Origin of the sequence: Vibrio sp. JPW-9-11-11 (assembly GCF_013369335.1) — a bacterium.
Classification (GTDB): Bacteria; Pseudomonadota; Gammaproteobacteria; order Enterobacterales; family Vibrionaceae; genus Vibrio.
Genome location: NZ_SZQJ01000009.1, coordinates 194,430 through 216,861 on the forward strand (window position 1 = coordinate 194,430; position 22,432 = coordinate 216,861).

General features: G+C 46.2%; 19 protein-coding genes. 11 read left to right on the forward strand and 8 right to left on the reverse strand.

What is annotated here, in order from left to right; translation table 11 throughout:
- Positions 1-7: 7 nt before the first annotated feature.
- A complete protein-coding gene (moeB, locus tag FCU94_RS13205) occupies positions 8-760 on the reverse strand; it encodes a molybdopterin-synthase adenylyltransferase MoeB (RefSeq protein ID WP_176289189.1) in 753 nt (250 codons plus the stop codon).
- A gap of 9 nt (positions 761-769) precedes the next feature.
- Positions 770-2,005, reverse strand: a complete 1,236-nt coding sequence (moeA, locus tag FCU94_RS13210) for a molybdopterin molybdotransferase MoeA (RefSeq protein WP_176288982.1) — start codon at positions 2,003-2,005, stop codon at positions 770-772.
- Between the two features lie 156 nt (positions 2,006-2,161).
- Between moeA and folE the strand changes: the two genes are divergently transcribed.
- Positions 2,162-2,815, forward strand: coding sequence for a GTP cyclohydrolase I FolE (folE, locus tag FCU94_RS13215; protein ID WP_176288983.1), 654 nt, complete (start codon positions 2,162-2,164; stop codon positions 2,813-2,815).
- Between the two features lie 105 nt (positions 2,816-2,920).
- The gene (gene dbpA / locus FCU94_RS13220; protein ID WP_176288984.1) at positions 2,921-4,297 is read left to right on the forward strand and encodes an ATP-dependent RNA helicase DbpA; all 1,377 of its coding nucleotides are present in this window, start codon (positions 2,921-2,923) and stop codon (positions 4,295-4,297) included.
- A gap of 51 nt (positions 4,298-4,348) precedes the next feature.
- On the opposite strand, the gene msrB is transcribed toward dbpA, so the two are convergent.
- The gene (gene msrB, locus FCU94_RS13225; protein ID WP_176288985.1) at positions 4,349-5,482 is read right to left on the reverse strand and encodes a peptide-methionine (R)-S-oxide reductase MsrB; all 1,134 of its coding nucleotides are present in this window, start codon (positions 5,480-5,482) and stop codon (positions 4,349-4,351) included.
- A gap of 148 nt (positions 5,483-5,630) precedes the next feature.
- Positions 5,631-6,833 carry an aromatic amino acid transport family protein gene (locus tag FCU94_RS13230; protein ID WP_176289190.1) on the reverse strand — a complete coding sequence of 401 codons (1,203 nt, stop codon included), beginning with the start codon at positions 6,831-6,833 and terminating at the stop codon, positions 5,631-5,633.
- 566 nt (positions 6,834-7,399) lie between these two features.
- Here FCU94_RS13230 and FCU94_RS13235 point away from each other — a divergent pair.
- The 4 genes from FCU94_RS13235 to FCU94_RS13250 all read left to right on the forward strand — a co-directional run bounded on the left by FCU94_RS13235 (position 7,400) and on the right by FCU94_RS13250 (position 10,768).
- Positions 7,400-7,978 (forward strand): acyl carrier protein phosphodiesterase, encoded by a 579-nt coding sequence (locus FCU94_RS13235; protein ID WP_176288986.1) that lies wholly within the window; start codon positions 7,400-7,402, stop codon positions 7,976-7,978.
- Positions 7,979-8,010: 32 nt separating this feature from the next.
- Positions 8,011-9,270 (forward strand): DEAD/DEAH box helicase, encoded by a 1,260-nt coding sequence (locus FCU94_RS13240; protein ID WP_176288987.1) that lies wholly within the window; start codon positions 8,011-8,013, stop codon positions 9,268-9,270.
- A gap of 59 nt (positions 9,271-9,329) precedes the next feature.
- A complete protein-coding gene (locus FCU94_RS13245; RefSeq protein ID WP_176288988.1) occupies positions 9,330-9,839 on the forward strand; it encodes a GNAT family N-acetyltransferase in 510 nt (169 codons plus the stop codon).
- 155 nt (positions 9,840-9,994) lie between these two features.
- Complete coding sequence (locus FCU94_RS13250) at positions 9,995-10,768, forward strand: substrate-binding periplasmic protein (protein WP_176288989.1); 774 nt, start codon at positions 9,995-9,997, stop codon at positions 10,766-10,768.
- Between the two features lie 51 nt (positions 10,769-10,819).
- Here the strand turns inward: FCU94_RS13250 and FCU94_RS13255 are convergent, their stop codons facing one another.
- Positions 10,820-11,947, reverse strand: coding sequence for an acyl-CoA desaturase (locus tag FCU94_RS13255; protein ID WP_176288990.1), 1,128 nt, complete (start codon positions 11,945-11,947; stop codon positions 10,820-10,822).
- A gap of 269 nt (positions 11,948-12,216) precedes the next feature.
- Here FCU94_RS13255 and FCU94_RS13260 point away from each other — a divergent pair, with 269 nt between their 5' ends.
- The 3 genes from FCU94_RS13260 (at position 12,217) to FCU94_RS13270 (ending at position 17,152) form a co-directional block, all read left to right on the forward strand.
- The gene (locus tag FCU94_RS13260; RefSeq protein ID WP_176288991.1) at positions 12,217-12,777 is read left to right on the forward strand and encodes a GNAT family N-acetyltransferase; all 561 of its coding nucleotides are present in this window, start codon (positions 12,217-12,219) and stop codon (positions 12,775-12,777) included.
- Positions 12,778-12,872: 95 nt separating this feature from the next.
- The gene (locus FCU94_RS13265; protein WP_176288992.1) at positions 12,873-13,988 is read left to right on the forward strand and encodes an efflux RND transporter periplasmic adaptor subunit; all 1,116 of its coding nucleotides are present in this window, start codon (positions 12,873-12,875) and stop codon (positions 13,986-13,988) included.
- Positions 13,989-13,999: 11 nt separating this feature from the next.
- Positions 14,000-17,152: an efflux RND transporter permease subunit gene (locus FCU94_RS13270; RefSeq protein WP_176288993.1), complete on the forward strand. Its 3,153-nt coding sequence runs from the start codon at positions 14,000-14,002 to the stop codon at positions 17,150-17,152.
- 58 nt (positions 17,153-17,210) lie between these two features.
- On the opposite strand, the gene FCU94_RS13275 is transcribed toward FCU94_RS13270, so the two are convergent.
- Positions 17,211-18,971 carry a methyl-accepting chemotaxis protein gene (locus tag FCU94_RS13275; RefSeq protein ID WP_176288994.1) on the reverse strand — a complete coding sequence of 587 codons (1,761 nt, stop codon included), beginning with the start codon at positions 18,969-18,971 and terminating at the stop codon, positions 17,211-17,213.
- Between the two features lie 148 nt (positions 18,972-19,119).
- Here FCU94_RS13275 and FCU94_RS13280 point away from each other — a divergent pair, with 148 nt between their 5' ends.
- Positions 19,120-19,734, forward strand: a complete 615-nt coding sequence (locus FCU94_RS13280) for a beta-phosphoglucomutase family hydrolase (RefSeq protein ID WP_255199269.1) — start codon at positions 19,120-19,122, stop codon at positions 19,732-19,734.
- A 15-nt stretch (positions 19,735-19,749) separates the two neighbouring features.
- On the opposite strand, the gene FCU94_RS13285 is transcribed toward FCU94_RS13280, so the two are convergent.
- Both FCU94_RS13285 and FCU94_RS13290 read right to left on the reverse strand, forming a co-directional pair.
- Positions 19,750-21,054: an inosine/guanosine kinase gene (locus FCU94_RS13285; RefSeq protein WP_176288995.1), complete on the reverse strand. Its 1,305-nt coding sequence runs from the start codon at positions 21,052-21,054 to the stop codon at positions 19,750-19,752.
- A gap of 111 nt (positions 21,055-21,165) precedes the next feature.
- Positions 21,166-21,636 (reverse strand): CreA family protein, encoded by a 471-nt coding sequence (locus FCU94_RS13290; RefSeq protein WP_176288996.1) that lies wholly within the window; start codon positions 21,634-21,636, stop codon positions 21,166-21,168.
- Between the two features lie 156 nt (positions 21,637-21,792).
- On the opposite strand from FCU94_RS13290, the gene FCU94_RS13295 reads away from it, so the two are divergent.
- Positions 21,793-22,296 carry a flavodoxin gene (locus FCU94_RS13295; protein ID WP_176288997.1) on the forward strand — a complete coding sequence of 168 codons (504 nt, stop codon included), beginning with the start codon at positions 21,793-21,795 and terminating at the stop codon, positions 22,294-22,296.
- Positions 22,297-22,432 lie beyond the last annotated feature (136 nt).

Consider the following 22,432-nt stretch of genomic DNA (forward strand, 5'->3'; position numbering starts at 1 on the left):
CGTTGGCTCACTCACCGCATACCGGGCAGTTTGCAATTTTGACTAAGTTCATTTCGCGCCAAGACATAGACAGAGCATCCAAAATCAGCACTTTACCACGCTTGGGCGTTCCATAGCTGGCGAGTACCTTTATTGCTTCCATTGCTTGTACGGCACCAATGATCCCAACGACTGGCGACATCACACCCGCTTCAACGCAACTGAGTGCACCGCTACCAAATAACGTGCTGAGGCATTGATAACAAGGTTCGCTGCTTTCTTGGTAAGTAAAGACGCTCACTTGGCCTTCCATACGAATTGCGGCGCCTGACACAAGCGGCGTTTTATGACGATAACAGAGTCGATTAAGTTGGTTGCGTGTTTCAACGTTGTCGCTGGCATCAATAATCAAATGATGCTGGGTGATGAGTTCGCTGAGTTGGTCGTCATCGAGGCGACAATCAACTGTTTCAATCTTAATAAAAGGGTTGAGTTCGCGCAGTGATTTGGCTGCAGAGGTCACTTTTTTGGTTCCAATATCTGCGTCATGGTGTAGAACCTGACGCTGTAAGTTGGAGAGTTCAACCACGTCATCATCAACGAGGGTTAATTGACCGACGCCAGCGGTCGCGAGATATTGGCTAGCGGCGCAGCCTAATCCACCTGCACCTAAAATGAGCACTGCACTTTGTTTGAGTGCTTCTTGACCATCAAAATCGAAATTCTTTAGTACGATCTGACGGTTATAACGCAGCATCTCTTGGTCAGTTAAAATATTCAGATGACACCTCTAATACAGCGTTGAGTTGAAAAGCTGAATGTTGACCGTTTCGCCAGCTTCGACGCGGCCACGCTCACGCTCTAACACGACAAAACAGTTAGCCAGACTCATAGAACGAAAAGCGCCAGAGCTCTGATTGCCGGTCGTTTCGACAACAAATTGTCCGTTTTTGATAGAATATACGCCGCGCTGGTAATCGGTTCGACCTGGGGCTTTTTTGAACGCGCTTCGGGTAAGTGCTGGAATAGACTCGGGGGCTTTCCATTGTGTGTGACCTCCAAGCTTGGCCAATAATGGCTGAACCAAGACGTACATGGTGAGCACAGCGGAAACAGGGTTGCCAGGCAGTCCACAGAACCAGGCCGTCGACAGCTTACCGAAGGCAAAAGGTTTGCCCGGTTTAATCGCCAGTTTCCAAAAACCAATTTCTCCTAGCTGTTCGAGAATGTCTTTAGTGTAATCCGCTTCGCCAACGCTGACTCCTCCCGACGTCACGACGACATCGGCGAGAGTTTGCGCCTGCTCAAAGGTCGCTTTGAGAGTCTCGGGACAATCTGGAACAATGCCTAAGTCGATAGCTTCACAGCCAAAATTTTCGATTAACGGTTTAATCCCGTAGCGGTTGCTGTCGTAGATTTGACCTTCAGCTAATGGTTCGCCCAGAGCCTTTAGTTCATCACCGGTCGAAAAAAACGCCACGCGCGGTTTGCGTACTACCGTGACGTGACTGATACCTAAGGTGGCGATCATTGGAATGTCGCGAGCTGTGAGGCGGGCACCTTTATCTAACACTACATCGCCTTGGTTAATATCGTCTCCAGTTGGTCGGATGTTGGAGTTAGGTTTGACGTCGATTTGATTAAACTGGATACCGTTTTGGGTTTCTTGGGTATTCTCTTGCATGATCACCGCATCACAGCCCTGAGGGATCTTGGCTCCGGTCATGATTCGAATGCAAGTGCCGCTTGGCCATTCTCCTTCAAATGGTTGGCCAGCAAATGACTTGCCCGCTACTGGCATAACATCATTGTTCTTTAAATCGGCGATACGAATGGCGTAGCCGTCCATCGCTGAGTTATCAAATGGCGGCACAAAAATAGGAGACAGGATCGCTTCGGCGAGTACGTAGCCGATCGCGTCGGCCAAAGGAAGTTGTAACGTCGTTTGGATAGGTTTAATCGGCGACAGCATTTTTTCCATCGCTTCTTCAATTGGCATCAAGCCTGGTGCATCGCAGCAGCCCATATCAGAATCCTACTTTATTCTCTCGTTATTATCGCTGGGCCACTTTACCACAATATCGCTTAGGCAATAATGACCCCTGTAAAATATGGGTGTAATTATTCAAAAATCCGAGTATCCTTGTCTGCCATCCTAAAGGGGTAAATAAGAGGAAGTGGAATGTCAGGTCTTAGCGAATCCGCAAAGTTGGTCAAAGATGCGCTAGAACGACGAGGATTAGAGACGCCTATGGCGCCTAACCCGTTTAGTCGAGAAGAGAAAAAAGAAAAAATTCAGCATCATATGCGTGAAATTCTCTCTCTGTTAGAGCTTGACCTCACCGACGATAGCCTAGAAGAAACGCCACATCGCATTGCTAAAATGTACGTCGACGAGATTTTTTCTGGTTTAGACTATGCCAACTTCCCCAAGATCACCGTCATCGAAAACAAGATGAATGTGAGTGAAATGGTCCGTGTTAAAGATATTACGGTAACCAGTACCTGTGAGCATCATTTGGTGACCATTGATGGTCGCGCGGCGGTCGCTTACATTCCACGCGGTAAAATTATCGGCTTGTCGAAAATCAACCGTATTGTGCGCTTTTTCGCTCAGCGCCCTCAGGTTCAAGAACGCATGACGCAGCAGATCTTAGTAGCGCTGCAGGCATTGCTAGAGTCTGATGATGTCGCCGTTACCATTGATGCGACGCATTACTGCGTGAAGTCTCGTGGTGTCATGGATGCGACCAGTGAAACCACCACAACCGCTTTAGGTGGTATTTTTAAATCTAACCCTGCAACCCGCCACGAGTTCCTGCACGGAATTCGTTAGGCAGAGCTGCAACGATTGACCGAATTCAAAACCGCTTCATTTGGAAGCGGTTTTTACTTTTTACGCCAGTTCAATTGAACTGGTTGATCCTTAAAGGATAATACAGTGACAACTTCGTTTAAAACACTCGCTTTGCGCCCTGAGTTACTCGAGACTCTTGACAGTCTTGGCTATACCGAAATGACACCGATTCAACAGCAAGCATTACCGCTGGTACTTGCAGGCACGGACGTTATCGGCCAAGGCAAAACAGGGTCGGGGAAAACCGCCACTTTTTCTCTAGGTTTGCTAAGTAACTTGAACGTTAAACGATTTCGCGTGCAGACCTTAGTGTTATGTCCTACCCGTGAGCTTGCTGATCAAGTCGCAAAGGAAATTCGCACCTTAGCACGGGGTATCCATAATATTAAGGTATTAACCTTGTGTGGTGGCATGCCAATGGGGCCGCAAATTGGCTCATTGGAGCACGGCGCGCACATCTTAGTGGGTACGCCGGGTCGTATTCTTGACCATCTGTCTAAGGGAAGAATTAACCTAGATGAGCTGAATACGTTCGTTCTTGATGAAGCTGATCGTATGCTCGACATGGGCTTTGAGGAAGCGATCGATACGATTATCGACGCCGTTCCAGAAAAGCGTCAGACGCTGTTATTCAGTGCGACTTTCCCGAGCAACATTAAATCACTGGCTAAGAAAGTGATGAATAAGCCGGAAATGGTTAAGGTAGAATCGACGCATGAAACCTGCACCATTGAGCAGCGTTTTTACCAGTTAAATAGCACTGAAGAGCGAGACGATGCACTAGAAGCTTTGCTTTTGACTCATAAGCCAGAGTCTTCGGTTGTGTTTTGTAACACCAAAAAAGAAGTGCAAAATGTTACCGACGAACTCAAGCTGCGTGGGTTTAGCGTGGTTGAGCTGCATGGCGATATGGAGCAGCGCGAGCGCGAACAAGCACTGACAATGTTTGCTAACAAAAGTATCTCTATTCTGGTCGCGACGGATGTGGCTGCACGTGGCCTCGATGTCGATAACCTAGATGCGGTGTTTAACTTTGAGCTGTCTCGCGATCCAGAAGTGCATGTACACCGGATCGGTCGTACGGGCCGCGCTGGTTCAAAAGGTATCGCGTTCAGTTTTTACAGCGAAAAGGAACAGTATCGAGTGGCTCGCATCGACGAGTATATGGATATTGCGATTTCTCCTGTTGCGCTACCTGAAAAACCGATTGAACGCCCGTTCTACCCAAAGATGCAGACAATCCAGATTTTGGGTGGTAAAAAGCAGAAGGTGCGTGCAGGTGACATTTTAGGCGCGCTGACAAAGCAAGCGGGTTTAGATGGTAAAAAAATTGGTAAAATCAATATATTAGCAATGGTTTCTTATGTTGCTGTTGAACATGATATAGTTAAGCCCGCCCTGAAACAGTTACAAACGGGCAAAATGAAAGGGCGCAATTTTAAAGCTAGGGTCATGCGCTAAATTGCCGCCGTAGTTCATAAAGCCAACTCGCTTGAGTTGGCTTTATTGTTTTTACTGCTCGAACAAGTAGAGATATTCGCCATATCCCTCTTTAAGCATATCGGCTGCGGGAATAAAGCGCATAGCAGCAGAGTTCATGCAGTAGCGCAATCCGGTAGGGGCGGGGCCATCTTTGAACACATGGCCTAAGTGAGAGTCAGCAAATCGACTCCTGACTTCAGTTCGAGGGTAAATGAGATGATAGTCTGTTTTGGTGACAATGTACGCCTCATTTAACGGCTTGGTAAAACTCGGCCAACCTGTCCCTGATTTGTATTTGTCTGTCGAAGAAAACAGCGGCTCACCCGATACGATATCGACGTAAATACCGGGCTGTTTGTTATCCCAATAAGCGTTGTCAAACGCACGTTCAGTCCCTTCTTCTTGAGTCACATAAAACTGAAGGTCGGTCAGCTGGGCGCGAATCTCGTCATCAGAGGGTTTGCTGTAGGGTTTAACACTCTGGGCTTTGTTGTGTTCGTCAATCATGGCGCGCAGTGTGACGGGATTTTCATTTCGGTCGTCGCCAAATATTTCATCGAGGTACTGATCACGACCAGAGGCATAACGGTAGTAGTTGTAACGTATTTTGTTGCGAAGGTAGTAATCTTGATGATAATCCTCAGCGGGCCAAAACTTGTCAAACTCGATCAGCTCGGTTTTTAACGGTTTACGGTAAATACCGAGTTGTTCAATTTCATTGATGAAGCGCTCAGCAATCTCTTTTTGCTGTGAGTTGTGATAGAAAATCGCTGGTCGATATTGTGGCCCTCGGTCGACAAATGAACCTTTGTCATCGGTCGGGTCGATATGGCGGAAGAATTGATCCAGCACTTGCTCATAAGTGACGGTACTGGGGTCAAATGTCACTTTAACCACTTCGATATGTCCTGATTTACCCGAGGAAACCTGTTTGTAGGTTGGGTTTTCTAGCGCGCCCCCCGAGTAGCCAGACACAACGTCAAGTACGCCGGGCAACTTTTCTAGATCCGACTCAGTACACCAAAAGCAGCCACCGGCGAGCGTCGCTACTTCGCTGCTTTGGTTGCTTGCTTCACCCATGTGGTTGTCAGCAGCACCGAAAAAAGAGACCAGTGCGGCCAGTGCAACTGCAGTGGACAGGGCTAACTTTACCTTCACTTTCATTTCAACCTCATCGATTGTTTTTTTGTTATCGATAATTAAGAACGGGCGACGACCAAAAAAATTGCGTGCTAATGACAGTTTTTAACGAAAAACAAAGGTAAAAGATCAAAAAAGGCGCTCGAAGAGCGCCTTAAAGTTTGAGGTAAAATCAACCCAAAGAGGGAAGCAGGCCTGCGGTAATGCAGATTTGTGTTGTGACGATAATGATGCCTACTCCTGTGCTGACAAGCAACGCAATGTTACCCCCTGCCACTTGATAGGTGGCTTGTTTCGTTCCGCTTCTTGCTTTTTTTACCATCATAATCGGCAAAAATATCGCTAGTACAACTAGCGCAATGGCGGCATAGCCGAGCGCTGTGATAAATCCTTGTGGGTAGAATAGGGCAAAACCCATAGGCGGTAAAAATGTCACTAACCCCACGCTCATACGAGAGCTGTTGATGCCGCGTTGCTTGAGGCTGTCACCCAGGAACTCAAACAGGCCCAGGCTTACGCCAAGAAATGAGGTCAACAAGGCTAAATCTGCAAAGACTCCAATGGTTTGACTCAGGTTTGATTGATGAACCGTGGTTGCCAAGGTCGATATTAATGCATTCAGCCCTTGGTTTTCTAACAGGGTCGCTTGATTGACAACACCGAGTGTAACCAATTGCCAAAATACGTAAATGAGTAACGGAATTGCAGAGCCGATGACAATCGCTTTGCGCAGCGATGGGGTATGGCCATCTAGGTAGTTCACAATCGCAGGAATGCTGCCATGAAAACCAAACGATGTGAAAATAACCGGGATGGCAGCAATAATAAGACCTTGTTCGACAGGCATGCTCAGAAGATAGGATTCCGTGACGTTCGGAGCGAGAAACGTCAGCACGATCGCCATAGCAACCACTTTCAAACCGAACAAGACTCGGTTGACCTTATCCACGGTCGAAGTGCCAATCGTTACAACCGATGCGACAACCAGGGTAAACAGTAGTGTCGCGTTAGTTGCAGAGATATTCACTCCTATTAGAGTGTCAATACGTTCGGCAAACTGAGCGCCACCACCGGCAATATAAGCGGCGCATAGCGCATAAAACAAAAACAACATCGCGAAACTGGCTAACCATTTCCCTTTTCTGCCAAGAAATTGGCTCGCTAACGTATGCAATGTAGCACTTTTGTGGGCGTGTTGGTGAACTTCTATCATGAGCAACGCGGTGTAGGCCATCAATGCCCACAATGCGAACATGATCATAAGCGAAGTGGTGAAACCGATTCCGGCGGATGCTAAGGGAAGAGCTAACATACCAGCACCAATAGTGGTACCCGCGATGATCAAAGTGCTACCCAATACCTTTGAATTTCTAATTGTACTCATTTTTTTACGACTATATGTTGTGTTTCGAGTTAATGGCTAGTTAATGCGCGATAATTGAATGAATTAGCTAGCACGGGCGACATTGTGGAGAACTATATGGGGATTTTCAAGCGAAATGTACAATATAATTACCATTGGTGTAAATTTATCATTACATCCTGTTTGTGGTGGATGGGGAAACGTTTGCTTGAGAGTTGAATCAAATCACGATCAGATTTTTCTTTAAGCTTTCAAAAAACTGTCATATAAGAGGTTTAAAAAGGAAGCGTAGGCCCGCATAGTAGGTAATGGACTTACATAGTCTATATTGTGTGTTATTAAGGAGGTCCCGATGAGTGACCAAACAAGAAACGAAGAATGTCTTGAGCTTCTTGACGCAATGGAAATTGGTTTCGAATTGTCTGAGTATGAACAGTCAATTGAAGAGCTCGCACAAGAAATTTTTAAATAGTTAGCGTTAAATTCAAAATAGGCGATTTGAGTCGTCCAAGTTAAGCCAGTGTATTAGCGCTGGCTTTGTGCTTTTATTAAGGTTTCAATATGACTGTTGACTCTCTATGAATTATCTCGCCCATCTGCATATTGCCGATCATTGTCAGTCGAATCTTCTGGGGAACTTACTGGGAGACTTTGTTAAAGGTGCACCAGAGCGACACTATCCGCTAACAGTTGCTCAAGGTGTGCGATTGCACCGTTTTGTTGACTCTTATACCGATCACCACGATGAGGTGACAGCGATAAAAGCGTTGTTTCCAAATGGCACTAGGCGTTACGCACCGATCGCACTCGATATGTTCTGGGATCACTGTCTTGCCGCCCAGTTCAATCACTATCACGACCAATCATTGTCGTCTTTTTGCCGCGCCGCTCACCAAAGGGTTATGCAGGATATGGGAATCGCATTGCCCCCGCGTTTTGTTCACACTCATGCAGCCATGGAACAAGGACGTTGGTTGGAGTCCTATCAGCGTTTAGACAATATTGGTTTTGCGCTCGAGCGAATGTCACATCGGTCACCGAGAATGGCACCTCTTGTTGACTGTTTTGCATACCTTGATCGGCATTACTCGTTGTTAAATGAGGTATTTACGCGCTTCTATCCCCAGGTACTAAACGCTAGCAAAAGTTTCTGTTAGAATCGTCGCCCTCGTCACTATAGGTACTCCTTATGTCATCACCATTTTCTGCGCTTGGGCTTAGTTCAACACTTGTTACCACACTCGAATCTATAGGGTTCAATGAGCCAACAGATATTCAAAGTCAGGCTATTCCTCATGTCTTAGCGGGCAGTGACGTGCTGGCGGGGGCTCAAACGGGGACTGGAAAAACCGCGGCATTTGGACTACCGATATTGCAACAATTACTAGAACAAACCCGACGCAGAGACCCACAAAGTAACGAAGTGACCGCGTTGGTACTGGTGCCGACTCGAGAGCTTGCGCAACAAGTGTTTGATAGTATTAATCAATATGCGGCGAACACTGAGCTCCATATAGTGACGGCGTATGGTGGCACTAGTATGAACGTACAAACGCGTAATTTGATTCATGGCTGCGATATGTTGATCGCGACACCAGGTCGACTGTTAGACCATATGCATTGTAAAAACGTGACGCTAACGAAGACTCGTCATCTGGTCTTGGATGAGGCGGATCGTATGTTAGATATGGGTTTCATGCCAGATCTCAAACGTATTCTCAAACAGTGTAACCCAGAGCGTCAAACTTTGTTCTTTTCTGCTACGTTTGATAAGCGGATTAAAAATATCGCCTATAAAATGTTACAGCAGCCGATTGAAGTACAAGTGAATGCATCAAATTCGACAGCAGAAACGGTGAAACAGATGATTCATCCGGTGGATAAAAAGCGTAAAGCGGAGCTGCTTGCTTATTTGATTGGTTCGCGCAATTGGCACCAAGTGTTGGTGTTTACTAAGACCAAACAAGGCAGTGATGCGTTGGCGAAAGAGCTCAAGTTGGATGGGATTAAAGCGGTGTCAATCAATGGCGACAAGAGTCAAGGCGCGCGGCAAAAAGCACTCGACGACTTTAAATCTGGGCAGGTGAGAGCCTTAATTGCGACCGACGTAGCGGCTCGGGGCTTGGATATTCAGCAGCTCGAGCAGGTGGTCAACTTTGACATGCCCTATAAAGCCGAAGATTACATTCATCGTATTGGACGAACAGGACGAGCCGGGCAACCAGGTTATGCGGTTTCTTTAATGAGTAGAGACGAAGAGTATTTGCTCGAGGCGATAGAGCGTTTACTGGATGTCAAACTCCCTCAAGAGTGGCTCGCGGGCTTCGAGCCGAGCTTGGTCGAAGAAATCGAGTCTGACAAAGGTCCGAGGCGTAAAGGACGCGGAGCCGATAAACGTAAAATGAAAGCAAAACTGAAAATACACGCCAATCGCGGCAAAAAGAAATAACCGAAGGGTTCCTATCGTGCACGATAAGTCCGTCTGTTTTATTCATTAAGGAGTCACTCTTGAAGCTTGCCTTACTCAATCTGAAGGATGCCGCCGAGTTACTCAAGTTTGAGGCGGAGAATAGAGAGTGGTTTGACCGTTTTATTCCGCCTCGTGAAATAGGCTTCTATACCTTAACTGGGGTGAAACAACACATTCGCGAGTTTTTACTCGACTATCACTGTAGTGAAATGCTGCCGCTGCTGATTAAAAGTGATCAAGATGAAATTATTGGCCGACTCAATCTGACCAACATAGACACCAACAGACGTACTGCGCATCTTGGTTATCGAGTTGGGCAATCTTCGGTTAATCAGGGAGTGGCTAAGTGGGCGGTGGCCCAGATGCCTGAAATGCTTAAAAGATATGGCATTGAGCAGCTTTATGCTTATGCACAAACGAGCAATCTCGCCTCACAGAACGTGCTATTGGCAAGTGGCTTTGTTTATACAAAACGGGTGGCTAACTTCGCTGAGTTACATGGTAAGCCTATCGATTGTTTGGAGTATAGGCTAGAGGTTGGTGTTTGAACTAAGAAATACAAACAATTTAATATCAGGCTGTTATAGTGATACTAATAGTTAACATATTGAATCATCGGTGCTGAGCTTGACTTGACCTACCATTGAACTATTACTTACCTGTAGCGGAAAAATGTGGCTTTCCGGCCATTTGGGAGGAAGTAATGCGTTATATTGTGGTCTTAATCAGTGTATGGTTAACCAGTTTGTCCGTGCAGGCAAAGACGGATATCACTATTTATGGGGATGACTCATACCCTCCGTATTCCTATGTAGAAAGTGGACGTTTAACGGGAATATATACGGTGATACTGGAAAAGATTTTTTCCAAGATGCCTGAATACAATGTGACATTAAAAGGCACGCCATGGAAGCGTGGGCTCTCTGAAATTGAAGCAAGTAAAATTTTTGCACTTTATCCTCCCTACAAAAGGCCCGAGCAACGCCCCTATATGGAGTACGAGGTTCCGATATTAGACGAAAAACTCGTAGTCGTCTGTCAGAAATCGGTTTTGAGTAACCCAAGGCCAAATTGGCCCCAAGATTATATGGGTTTGCTCATAGGGAATAATTCAGGCTTTTCAGCTGGAGGAGATGAGTTTAGAGCGGCGGTGAAAGCAGGTGACATAAAGCTAACAGAAACGAAAGGAACACCAAAAAACCTACTCAAGCTGATTGCTGGAAGAGTCGATTGTTACATGAATGATGCACTTTCAATTCAATGGGAGCTTAAAAAGTTAGCAAACGAAGGCAAATACGACGGGAAGAGTGTTGTACAAGGGGCAACTATTAGCTCTGAGCAAGGCTTTTTAGGCATAGTTACGGATGGCACCGCCTTCCCATACAAGCAGGACTTCAAAACCAAGTACCATGAAGTTCTAAACCAAATGAAAGCGAGTGGTGAGATAGATTCAATCGTAAGTGACTTTATCCAATAGGTTATTATCAATAAAAACGGAAGCGTTCAGCTTCCGTTTGCGTAGGTGAAGTTAAGAATATTGAGCGATAAGGTTATCCCAACTTTTACGTTGTTGGGCTAGGTCTTGTTTGATTTGCTGGTATCGCATTTTCAACAAACTGCGTTCATACTTTTCTACCAAACCATTTCGCGTTGCCTCTAGCATCTGCTTTTTCACCTCATAGTAGTCAGACATTTTACCTATGAGCTGTTCAAACTCTTTATTTAACGCTTCATTAAGCAGCCTAGCGTTGGGAAGTTGATGAATTTTACTGGTTGCCGTTAGTAATGCTTGTTTCGCTCGCGCTTTCTCTATCTTGAGCTTAGGGGTGATCCTGAGTTTTGAAGTCAAACCAAGCCATGAGCAGCTTTTAATCAACCACTTGGTTGGGTCGTATTGCCACCAATAAATGCCGTTGCGATAGTCATTTTCGAAAATGTGGTGGTAGTTATGATAACCCTCTCCAAAGGTAAACACGGCGAGCACAGCATTGTCGCGAGCGGTGTTTTTATCGGTATAAGGTTGAGAACCCCAGATATGCGCCAACGAGTTAATAAAGAAGGTTGAGTGGTGACTGAGCACCAAGCGCAATACGCCGACGATCAACAGCATTCCCCATACATCTCCATAGATCAACCCTAGCGCGATAGGCACGCCAAGGTTCATGACCAATGCTAACACGACGTAGTACTTGTGCTGCCACATCACGATGCGGTCTTTTTGCAGATCACGACAATTGCTGTAGTCGGAATATTGGTTGGCGTTGTACTCACGCAACATCCAGCCTATGTGTGAATACCAAAAACCGCGTTTGGCTGAATAAGGGTCTTTGTCATTATTATCGACGTGTTTGTGATGAATACGATGGTCAGAGCTCCAATGCAATGCACTGTTTTGCAGTGCGAATGCACCACCTAATGCAAACAGGCTGCGCAACGACCAATGGGCTTGATAGGTTTTGTGCGCCCAAAGCCTGTGATAACCGGCTGTAATTGAAAGATTACAAAAGGAGAAGCTAATCAAAAACCAGGCAAGATGCTCGCTACCATAGCCATAGTGAACGCCATACCAAGGCACGACAATCACAGCCACTAAGAAAGACGATAAAAACAGGGTGATATTTAACCAAATCAGAGGGGGCTTTTGAGGATCCGACATGGTGATGATTTCCTTTCAGCTAACAGTTGTACGCCAGAATATCAGCGTACAACTGTAAGTCAAATAAATTTCTATTCATTGGTGTAATCGATCACGAGCCGGCAATGACATGCTGATAGGAATGCTATCTAACTCAAATTAGTACTCGCTTATATGCATAAAAATTCGAGACTTTCGATAGGATTCCTTAGAATGTTTGGCTTTTTGTTAAATGTTTTATAGTATGAAGAAGTTAAATAATCCTTACAGGAAGTAATAAGGAACTATAAATGGAATTAAAGTTAGCTGAATATAGTGATTATGAGCGTATTGCCACTTTGCATGCTCAGAGTTGGAAGTTGTTTTATCAAGGCATTTTGGGCTCAGACTATTTGCAACAAGAAGTGGACGAAGAACGCAGCGCTATTTGGCAAACCCGTCTTATCAATCCTCCTTTTAATCAACATGTCGTCCTAATTGAAGAGGGCGGTTTGTTGTGTGGTTTTATTTGTGCCTTTGGTAATCATGATTTTGAGAAAGGTACGATGATCGATGCTTTGCACGTTGATCCCGCCTATCGTGGTAAGGGCATTGGGGCGAAGTTGCTGGCTGAAATGGCCAAATGGATTGCCCAGTACTTCCCAGATAATGGCGTGTATCTCGAAGTAATGAAAGACAACAAACAAGCTATCGACTTTTATCGCCACATCGGGGGTAAATACGCGGTTGAGAGGCTGTGGAATGCACCTTGTGGTAACCAAGTGCCTGAACTTGTTTACACTTGGGGATCTGGCCAAGAACTATTAGACAGTGTTTTACCCCACACCAAACCATCGCTTGTAACAGGTTGATACAAACTCGTTCATATCCCTGATATTTCTCGGACAATCTATCAAAGACCGTTGAGTAACGTGAACTCGCCATTTTGTTATCTAACGGTCTATCAATGAAAAAAACTTTACTTTCTACTGCACTACTCAGTGCACTTTTTCTCGCAGGATGCGGCGAAACCAGTAAAGGACACCAAGACACTCAGGCACAGCTGGTAGTTGCTGACCCAGCCAAAGTTATTCAGCATCAGCAAGGTAAAACATATATTGGTCGTGTAGAAGCGGTTGAAGATACCAATATTACCGCCCAAATCTCAGGGTATCTCAAACAGCGTCATTTTGAAGAAGGTCAAATGGTCGAGAAAGGGCAATTGCTCTTCACTATCGAACCGGCATCATTTGAAGCGCAGAGAGCCAGTGCCAACGCGGCACTCGCGCAGGCTCAAGCCGGGTTAAAGAAAGCAGAGCTCGATTTTGCTCGCGGTGAAAACCTTCTTCCTAAAGGCAGTATTTCCCAATCAGAATTTGATCATCTTAACGCAGCACTGTTGGGCGCGCGTGCGCAATTAGAAGCGACTAAGGCGCAGTTACACCTAGCAGAGGTCAACCTTTCATACACCGAAATTCGCGCGCCTTTCTCGGGCCGAATAGCACAGAGTAAAGTCAGTACTGGAGATCTTATTTCTCCTCAATCTGGTCCGCTGACCACCTTGGTCAGTTTGGATCCTGTGCATACCAGTTTTAGTCTCAGTGAACGTGAACGTCTCGAACTAGGAATTGATCAAGTTCAAGGCAATGGCAGCGGTGAGCAGGTTGAAGTCCAGGTGATGTTGGAAAACGGAAAACCGTTTAATCATATCGGCAAACTCGATTTTATTGGCAATCGAATTGATTTAAATACTGGCACCATTGCCATGCGTGCAGTTATCGATAATCCCCAATATCGTTTGTTGCCCGGGCAACATGTCAAAGTAGAGTTACGAGAAGCGCAAGCAAAAGACGTGGTCGTTGTCCCAAGACGCGCAGTACAAACCGATCTTGAAGGTCACTTCGTGATGGTGGTGGCTGAAAACAATGTCGCTGAGCGTCGCAATGTAGAGTTAGGTCGTCAAGTAGAAAGCGGTGTGATTATCCGTAGTGGTTTGAGTAAAAACGAGCGGGTAATTACTCAAGGGTTGCAACGTGTTCGCAACGGTGTCCCTGTGCGTTTTGCTGAATCTGACGTGAAATAGGAGGCGGCGAAATGTTAAGTCGATTCTTTATTCAACGTCCAAAATTTGCGCTGGTTATCTCCATCATCCTGACTCTTGCCGGCCTGATATCCTTGGCTTTGTTGCCGATTGCGGAATATCCAAAAATTAGCCCACCGTCGGTCAGCGTGACAGCATACTATACGGGTGCGAGCGCCGAAGTTGTCGAACAAGCGGTTGCAGACCCGATAGAAACGTCGGTAAATGGCGTCGAGAATATGCTTTATATGTCATCAAAAAGTGCTAACGATGGCTCCTATAGCTTAAATGTGACCTTCGACGTTGGCACGGACCCAGATATGGCACAAGTGAATGTGCAAAACCGCGTTTCGCAGATCGAATCAAAGCTACCCCAAGAAGTACGTATGGTTGGCGTGACGGTAAAAAAACGCTCTCCTGATCTTTTAATGGTGCTGAACTTCTACTCCCCAGACGGAAAATATGACGATCAGTTTTTGATCAACTACATCAACCTTAATGTTAAAGACCAGCTCGCTCGAGTCAAAGGGATCAGCGAGGTTAATGTGATTGGTGGCGGTGAATACGCGATGCGTGTGTGGCTGGACCCTGAAAAAATGGCCAACCTAACCCTGACAACCTCCGATGTCCATGCAGCGCTTGCCGAACAAAATGTTCAAGTGGCCGCAGGGCGGGTCGGCGCAGCGCCGTATAGTCGCGCACAAGACGTTCAGTTTAACCTTGTCACCAAAGGGCGATTAGAGAGTGTCAGTGAGTTCGAGAATGTCGTGCTGCGAGCTAACCCGGATGGTTCATCGGTCTACCTCAAAGATGTCGCACGCGTCGAGCTAGGTAAAAAGTTTTACGATGGCAGTGGTCAATTCCGTGGTCAAGACGCGTCAATTGTTGCCCTGTCTCTGCAATCAGACGCCAATGCGCTAGAAAGTGGTCAAGCTGTGATGGATTTGCTCGATCAATTGAGCGTTAGCTTTCCTGAAGGCATGGCCTACGAGACCAGTTACGACACCACTGTATTTGTCGCAGAATCGATCAAAGGTGTTGTAAAAACACTGATCGAAGCGATATTGCTGGTGATTGCCGTCACTTATCTATTTTTGGGGAGTATGCGAGCAACCTTGATTCCCGTAGTGGCGATTCCTGTCTCCCTGATAGGCACGTTTGCCGCTATGCAGTTGACTGGCTTCACCATCAATACCGTGACCTTGTTTGGTTTGATTCTGGCGATCGGTATCGTGGTGGACGACGCAATTCTGGTCATTGAAAATGTCGATACCACGATGGCAAAAGACCCTACTCTTAGCCCGAGAAAAGCAACGCTCATTGCTATGAAAGAGGTGACCGGTCCGATTGTGACGTCGACGCTAGTATTATTGGCGGTATTCCTTCCCGTGGCCATGTTGCCGGGCATTACAGGTATTATGTATCGCCAGTTTGCATTGACTATCTGTATTTCGGTTGTGATCTCTTCGATTAACGCGTTGACCTTGTCGCCAGCTCTGTGTTCGTTGGTTCTCAAACCCGGAGGAGGAAACACCGCCCGTTGGTTCAACGCTTTCAACCGAGGATTAGAGCGATTGACCCAAGGATATGGAAAACTCGCCGGAGTGTTCGTGAAAAAAACGTTATTGCTCGGCGCCTTCTTTGGTCTCGCTCTGCTACTGGTTGGCTTTTTTGCCAAAACCACGTCAACGGCGTTCGTTCCTCAAGAAGACAAGGGGATCTTGTTGGTTAACGTGCAGCTACCGGACTCCGCTTCTTTGTCGCGTACCGAACAAGCGACTGAAAAGCTCATTGATATAGTGCAACAAGAGCCGGGTATCGATGGCGTTACTGTGGCCAATGGTTTTGCGTTTATGACCGGTGCGGCAGCATCAAATGGAGCCTCACTCTTTATCAAGTTGCATGATTGGGAAAACCGCAATGCTTTGGGCGAAGGACATTCGGCCAATGCCATCGCGCAGAGAATCAATACCCGTGCAGCGACCGAACTTCCTCAAGCGACTGTGTTCGCCATGGGACCTCCGGCAGTACCGGGCATGGGGGCAGCATCAGGCTTTGAGTTTGTGTTGGAAGACTCACTTGGGCGAAGTCGCAATCAGCTCGCGATGGTGATGGGACAAGTTATCGAAGAGGCCAATAAGCAACCGGAAATTGCATATGCTTTCAGTACCTTCCGTGCCAATGTTCCGCACTATTACCTCGATATTGATCGAGAGAAAGCCAAACAGCTAGGCGTCTCTCTTGCAAATGTATTCCAGACGCTACAGGGTAACTTAGGCTCACTATACGTCAACGACTTTACCATGTTCGGTAAAAACTTCCGTGTCACTATGCAAGCCGACGGGCAACATCGAAATAGTATCGAAGATCTGGAACGCTTTCATGTACGTTCAGCAACTGGCGCTATGATCCCACTCAGCACTTTGGTCAGTAACGAACAAGTGTTCGAGCCCGATGTTGCTTGGCGTTACAATATGTATCGCAGCGCGATTATCCAGGGGCAGCCTGCACCTGGTTACTCGAGTGGTGATGCAATTGCTGCGATGGAACGCGTTGCAGCACAGGTTTTGCCCCAAGGTTACCAATACGAATGGACAGGCATGGCTTACCAAGAAGTCATGGCTGGTAACCAAGCGATATTTGCATTCGCACTCGCCTTAATCTTTATTTATCTATTTATGGTGGCTCAATATGAAAGTTGGACGATTCCGTTAGCAATCATTTTGGTGGTACCGATAGCCACGCTAGGCTCATTCTTAGCGCTCAACGCAACTGGCACACCGTTAAACCTTTATGCGCAAATTGGATTGGTGTTATTGATCGCGCTAGCGGCGAAAAATGCCATACTCATCGTTGAGTTCGCCAAAAGCGAACGTGAGGATAAAGAGGTTGAGATCGATCAGGCGGCGGTGAATGGGGGTAAGCTGCGCTTTCGTGCGGTCAACATGACGTCTTGGTCATTTATCTTGGGGATCTTTCCGCTACTATTTGCAGCGGGGGCAGGGCATGTGAGTCAGAACTCGCTTGGGGTTTCGTTAATTGGTGGACTGCTTTGTGTGTTATTGGCGGGGACGCTTTTGATCCCTGGTTTCTATGCATTCATTCAGCGTAAACGAGAGAAACTTCACGGTGGAAGCACTAAATTGATTCCTCTAGATGACGAGTAGCTAACGACAAGATAACGAATAAATATCCCCTTACCATCCGGTAAGGGGATATTTTGTTTTACGATGTTTTGAACTCAGCAACGGCACTGTCCATATCCGCTGCTTGAGCAGACACGCGGTCAACTTCGCTCAGGCACTGTTGCGCTGAACTCATGTTTCCTTCTGATATTGAGTTAAGCTCAGTAATCGACTCGCTAACCTGGTTCATCACAATACCCTGTTCTTCGATGGCAGAGGCAATGCGCTCAGAGTTGGCTTGAATCGTTTCCATATCATTGATGATTTGGCTCAAGCTACTATCTAGAGTGCGTGATGCCTCCAGCGTTTGCACCCCTTGCTCGTTACATTGATCGATATTGGTCACCACTTCCGCCATTTGGCTTTGAATGGCCGAAACCACTTTGGTGATTTCTTCCGTTGATTGATGAGTGCGGCTAGCGAGAGCGCGTACTTCGTCGGCCACTACCGCAAAACCGCGTCCCTGTTCACCTGCACGCGCTGCCTCAATAGCGGCATTGAGCGCGAGCAAATTGGTTTGCTCGGCGATTTCTTGAATGATATTGACCGCATCGCCGATTTTATCTACGTGATTATTGAGCGAACTGATCGACGCTTGGCTGCTACCAAGAATGGATGACAGTTGGTCGATATTGTTAACAGTAGAGTCCACCACCTTACGTCCATTTTTCGCATTGACCGACGCTTGTTGAACCCCTTCGACTGCAACGGCAGTGCTTTCAGAAATCTCATTGATGGTAAGCACCATTTCTTGCACTGACGTGGCCATCGTACCAGTATGGTCGGCTTGAACATGGAACTGTTCGATAACGTTTTGCAGCTCGTTGTGCATGCTCGAGGTGCTATGCGTCAACTCGCGAGATTTGGTTTGAGAGCCTGAGATGAGCTGTTCGAATTTATCGAGTAACTCATTGAAGAAGTTACCGATAACAGACAGCTCGTCTTTTTTGGTCAACTTGGCTCTTAACGAGACATTATTGGTATGCGCAATCTCTTGGATAGCCTGTAGCAGATTGGCAACTTGTTGGTTGATTGTGCGAGAAATTTGGAAGATAAAACCGAAAATAATCAGTATTACGATAGCGGTGACAACAAGTTTGAGAGTGTTCAACTGTTCGCTGGTGGTTTTACTTTGCTGTGCCAACGCGCCTGAGAACGACTTAAACTGCTCTTCGACCGTGTGAGAAAGCGCGCGAGTATTGCCAAGTAGCCCCTGATTGTATTTCAGCCCAACTACTTTGGCTTGATTAATATACGCTGTTGCGGCATTGATGAGCTCTGTCGCGCCAGATGGCAAGAGATTGGACTGAAGTTCACCTTTGAGAACATTTTCGTTGAACTCGGCTAATTGCACTAATTGTTCACTGCTTAGCGATGGACGAATTTGATCGATTGTTCGGTTATACGCACCGATTAGATTACTTTCTTCATCGAGTCCGAGCTGTTGAAAGGCTTTGACGAGCTGGTTGAAGCCCTGTTGGTAATTGACGATATCAACACGAAGTTGCTGACTAGAAGGGAGTTGGTATTCCTTGAGGATAACCGATAGCTCTTTTTCTAAATCGAGGAACGTTTGCATGTTTTTATTGAATGTATCTAGGTATTTCGTGTCTTTGCGGAGCAAAAAGTCCTTTTCATTACGTCGTAAGTTGAGCAAACGGATTTCGAGTTTTGCGACTAGCAGCGTCGCTTGGTTAAGTTGAGAAGTGGTTTGGGCAAAATGTGTGGTTGCGAAAAGTACAGCGACAACCCCAAAAATGGCTACAACACCCAATGAATAAAGTTTATTCTTAATATTCATGAGATTACCTTAGTTCGTAAACAGCGCATAGTTTATTAGTATCAGTTTTGATGGTAGATGCTATTTATATATATATCAATTAAATCAATCTACTCGCCGATTAAATTTATGTGAATAATCGAACTAAAGCGACAAAGAGAGTAACGTTTTGGAACGGATCGAAAAATATCAGGCATTAATTTTTGATATGGATGGCACACTGCTCGATACCATGCCCGCTCATTTACAAGCATGGGAAATGACGGCAGAACACTTCGGCTTTCCCTTTAACCAGCATTGGTTACACAGCCTTGGTGGAATGCCGAGCTACAAAATTGCGGCTGAAGTCAACACTAAATACAGCCTAAGCTTAGACCCAGCTCAAGTCTCGCGGTTTAAAATGGAGACGTTTGCCTCTATCGATCAACCAGGCCAACCGATCGAATGCACGCTAGAGGTGCTGAAACAGTTCGTCGGTAAAAAGAAGTTGGCGATAGGAACCGGAAGTCAGCGAGAAAGCGCACTACGGCTACTGACCATGACAAATCTATTACAACACATGGACACCGTAGTTACAGCGACAGACGTAGAGCGTCATAAGCCAAATCCAGACACATTTTTACGAGCCGCCGAACAGATGGGGGTGATTGCGTCAAGTTGCGTTGTGTTTGAAGATACAGCGCTAGGTTTAGAGGCAGCACATGCTGCGAATATGGACTGTTTTTTAGTCGAGGATGGCCAACTAGTGTTCTATCCCTGCCCAAACAACAAAGAGCCGCATTAAGCGGCTCTTTATGCACTAACGGTCCCAATAGGCTTCTTCTAAGCTATCTTCTCGCTCTGGCAGAGCGCGAGCAAGCCGAGGCGAATGCTGAGTGAGCACTTCATAGCTGACGCGGTTCGCGTACTTACAAATTTGGGATAGCGAGGAATAAGTAAGGTAAGGTTGATCGTGCTTAGACGAGTTCGGCACGTTGACCTTGTGGTGGCTGTTTGCTGCCATATCGTGAAGCAATGCAGACAGTGCTGCATCACCCGCGCCATTGGTGTTTTTGATCTCCAGCGGACCACCTAAATACGGGCCTATGTGAGAGTAGACTTTGACCGGAGTTTGACAGTCTGCTTTACGCATCGCTCGGCTAAACTCGTACTTATTGAACTCGGCAATATTGCCGGGTAGTAAAGGCAATTCGGTTTCGCGTTTTACGCTGTCTTCGATATAGCCTGCCATGTACAAGCCTACCGCGCCGGCGGTGCATAAGACCAAATCAACCCATTCGAGCGCTTTGTCCGCGGCAAGAAGCGGGTCTTTCTCGCCCGTAAGAGCTTCGCCTTCTTCCTCGTTCATGGCGATAATTGAGATATTGTCTTTAATGTAATCCTGCCACCACTTGGCGTTGCCCTCGATAACCCATTTCGTGCCTAATGTCAGAACGACAGGAACATTTTTCGATTTAGCGATCTCAATCGCTCGCGCGACAGCTTGAGGCATTGGATCCTCAGGTTTACCGCGCATAAGGTAAGACGAGACAACCAAGGCTGACGCTTTATCAAACACCTCTTCAGGAATACTCTCAGGGCGAAGCTGGTTCATATGACCTTCGTTGATTGCAAAGGTGCGTTCGCCGTTTTCTGAAATTAAGGTGTAGCAGCGACCAATTGAGCCTTCGACCATTTGCAGGTGGTTAAGGTTCATACGAGATGAGGTACGACACAGGTAGCGGTAAGCAAACGAGCCGACTTCGATATTTCGCGACATCACGCCAAGCAGTACGGACTTGCTGTCTGCTAACACCGAATAGTTGTGCAGTGTATTACCTATAGTGTCACCTGGATATTGATGAGTGATGAGCTCACGCTCCACTAGCTCTTTATAGAGCGCGTCCGCTTTGCTCTCTTCGAGAACCAGAGAGTGTCCTTTACTCAGTTGGTATTTGCTCAAAAACTCATCATCAACTCTCGCTTCGATGTCGACAATCGTTTGACCAACGCCGACCACGATTGGACGGTACAGTCTCGGAGTTTGTTTCATTTGATTGACGAGAGGATCTCGAGCGTGAGTAGGAAAGTAATGCTTTGATTTGCGCTGTCCAGGAAACTTCATTGTGTGTGTAGAGTTAGAAATTTTCCGGGATCATATCACAGAAATGTAAGAGGGCTTTCATATTTATTACATAAAATAGGTGGCAAACCCCGTTTGCCACCTACATGAAGATTACTTATCGCCTGAATAAGCACCGTACGCTTTGGTACCCCACAGCGGCACCGTCGACAAACTGTGTTTGAAGCTGCCTGAGGTCTCCTTAGTCGAGTAGGAGAGGTACATGATCGTTTGATTTTCGGCGTCTAAAATGCGGCGTATTTTCATACTTTTAAAGAAGATACTTTTAGACTTTTTGAATACCACTTCACCATCGCTAGACTTATCGATCTGCGCTATCATTTCTGGCGTAATTTCACCGGTTTGACGGCAAGAAATCGAACTATCACTCGGGTCGGCAAAGCTAAAGTCGGCTTCTATAGAGGCGACATGGCAAGTCACGCCAGTGACGATAGGATCTTGCATGTGGTTGAGTTTGATATCTTTCATGGTGAACAAGCCTAAACTGACATCACCGACCTCGTCGCCGGAACAAGCGGTTAAAGTTAAGCCTAAAATCGCGATGCCCACTGCCTTTTTAAACATATTGGTTTTCTCCAAATTCTATATTCTGTTGCTTTTTACTATATCAGCTTTTATCGACCCATAGTGGATCGTTAGCCAAAAGACTTGTGGCCTCAAGCGGTTATCGAGTAAGCTTCAGCAACACTTCTCGATTTTGCAATAGGTAAACTCTTAATTATGTCGATACCAAACATCGCTGACATCAAAAACCAATGGCTTTATCAGCAAGTAGAAGTGGAATTTCCGACCCAAGAGAGCCTAGCGGGCTTAGCGCTTTATCGCTCAGATGCTGCTGAGAAAGAGTTCGTTGAACTCGCTAATAGACCGATACCCGATGCCAGCTTTGATCAAAACGATATCTTCTTAGTTGATTTTCACCGTTTGACCGTAATGTTTGCTCTGCTACAAGCCAGTCGATGGCAACAAGAAAAACACAAAGAGCTGATTGTTGAGTTCCTCACTCAAATCATCTATTCAGACCCTTGCGAGCTCTATCTTGGATTCGAGCACGGGGAGCCTGTTGCTGCCGCTATTCTAACCCTGAATGGACAAGATGCTCTGATATCAGACGTGGTGGTCAAGCCACAAGCGGATGCAAGTGAACAGGACTTTATTGATGCCTTGGTGATGAAAGAGTCCCATAAGCTACAACAGGTTCAACATCTTTGGTTAGAAAAGTAGCGCTAGTCTACTCATTCTTCAATTCTCTACCCTCAAAGAGTGATGTGCTCTAAAATTCTGCAGCTACAACGTTAAATATCCAACAAACTGTTAAGCACATCATTTCATTCTAACAATCGTCGCTTATTATTTGCTA

Bases quoted from the DNA above. Each gene is read 5' to 3' on its own strand.
- moeA (WP_176288982.1), bottom strand. From the start codon at position 2,005: ATGGGCTGCTGCGATGCACCAGGCTTGATGCCAATTGAAGAAGCGATG.
- folE (WP_176288983.1), top strand. From the start codon at position 2,162: ATGTCAGGTCTTAGCGAATCCGCAAAGTTGGTCAAAGATGCGCTAGAA.
- msrB (WP_176288985.1), bottom strand. From the start codon at position 5,482: ATGAAAGTGAAGGTAAAGTTAGCCCTGTCCACTGCAGTTGCACTGGCC.
- FCU94_RS13235 (WP_176288986.1), top strand. From the start codon at position 7,400: ATGAATTATCTCGCCCATCTGCATATTGCCGATCATTGTCAGTCGAAT.
- FCU94_RS13240 (WP_176288987.1), top strand. From the start codon at position 8,011: ATGTCATCACCATTTTCTGCGCTTGGGCTTAGTTCAACACTTGTTACC.
- FCU94_RS13250 (WP_176288989.1), top strand. From the start codon at position 9,995: ATGCGTTATATTGTGGTCTTAATCAGTGTATGGTTAACCAGTTTGTCC.
- FCU94_RS13255 (WP_176288990.1), bottom strand. From the start codon at position 11,947: ATGTCGGATCCTCAAAAGCCCCCTCTGATTTGGTTAAATATCACCCTG.
- FCU94_RS13260 (WP_176288991.1), top strand. From the start codon at position 12,217: ATGGAATTAAAGTTAGCTGAATATAGTGATTATGAGCGTATTGCCACT.
- FCU94_RS13265 (WP_176288992.1), top strand. From the start codon at position 12,873: ATGAAAAAAACTTTACTTTCTACTGCACTACTCAGTGCACTTTTTCTC.
- FCU94_RS13270 (WP_176288993.1), top strand. From the start codon at position 14,000: ATGTTAAGTCGATTCTTTATTCAACGTCCAAAATTTGCGCTGGTTATC.
- FCU94_RS13275 (WP_176288994.1), bottom strand. From the start codon at position 18,971: ATGAATATTAAGAATAAACTTTATTCATTGGGTGTTGTAGCCATTTTT.
- FCU94_RS13285 (WP_176288995.1), bottom strand. From the start codon at position 21,054: ATGAAGTTTCCTGGACAGCGCAAATCAAAGCATTACTTTCCTACTCAC.
- FCU94_RS13290 (WP_176288996.1), bottom strand. From the start codon at position 21,636: ATGTTTAAAAAGGCAGTGGGCATCGCGATTTTAGGCTTAACTTTAACC.
- FCU94_RS13295 (WP_176288997.1), top strand. From the start codon at position 21,793: ATGTCGATACCAAACATCGCTGACATCAAAAACCAATGGCTTTATCAG.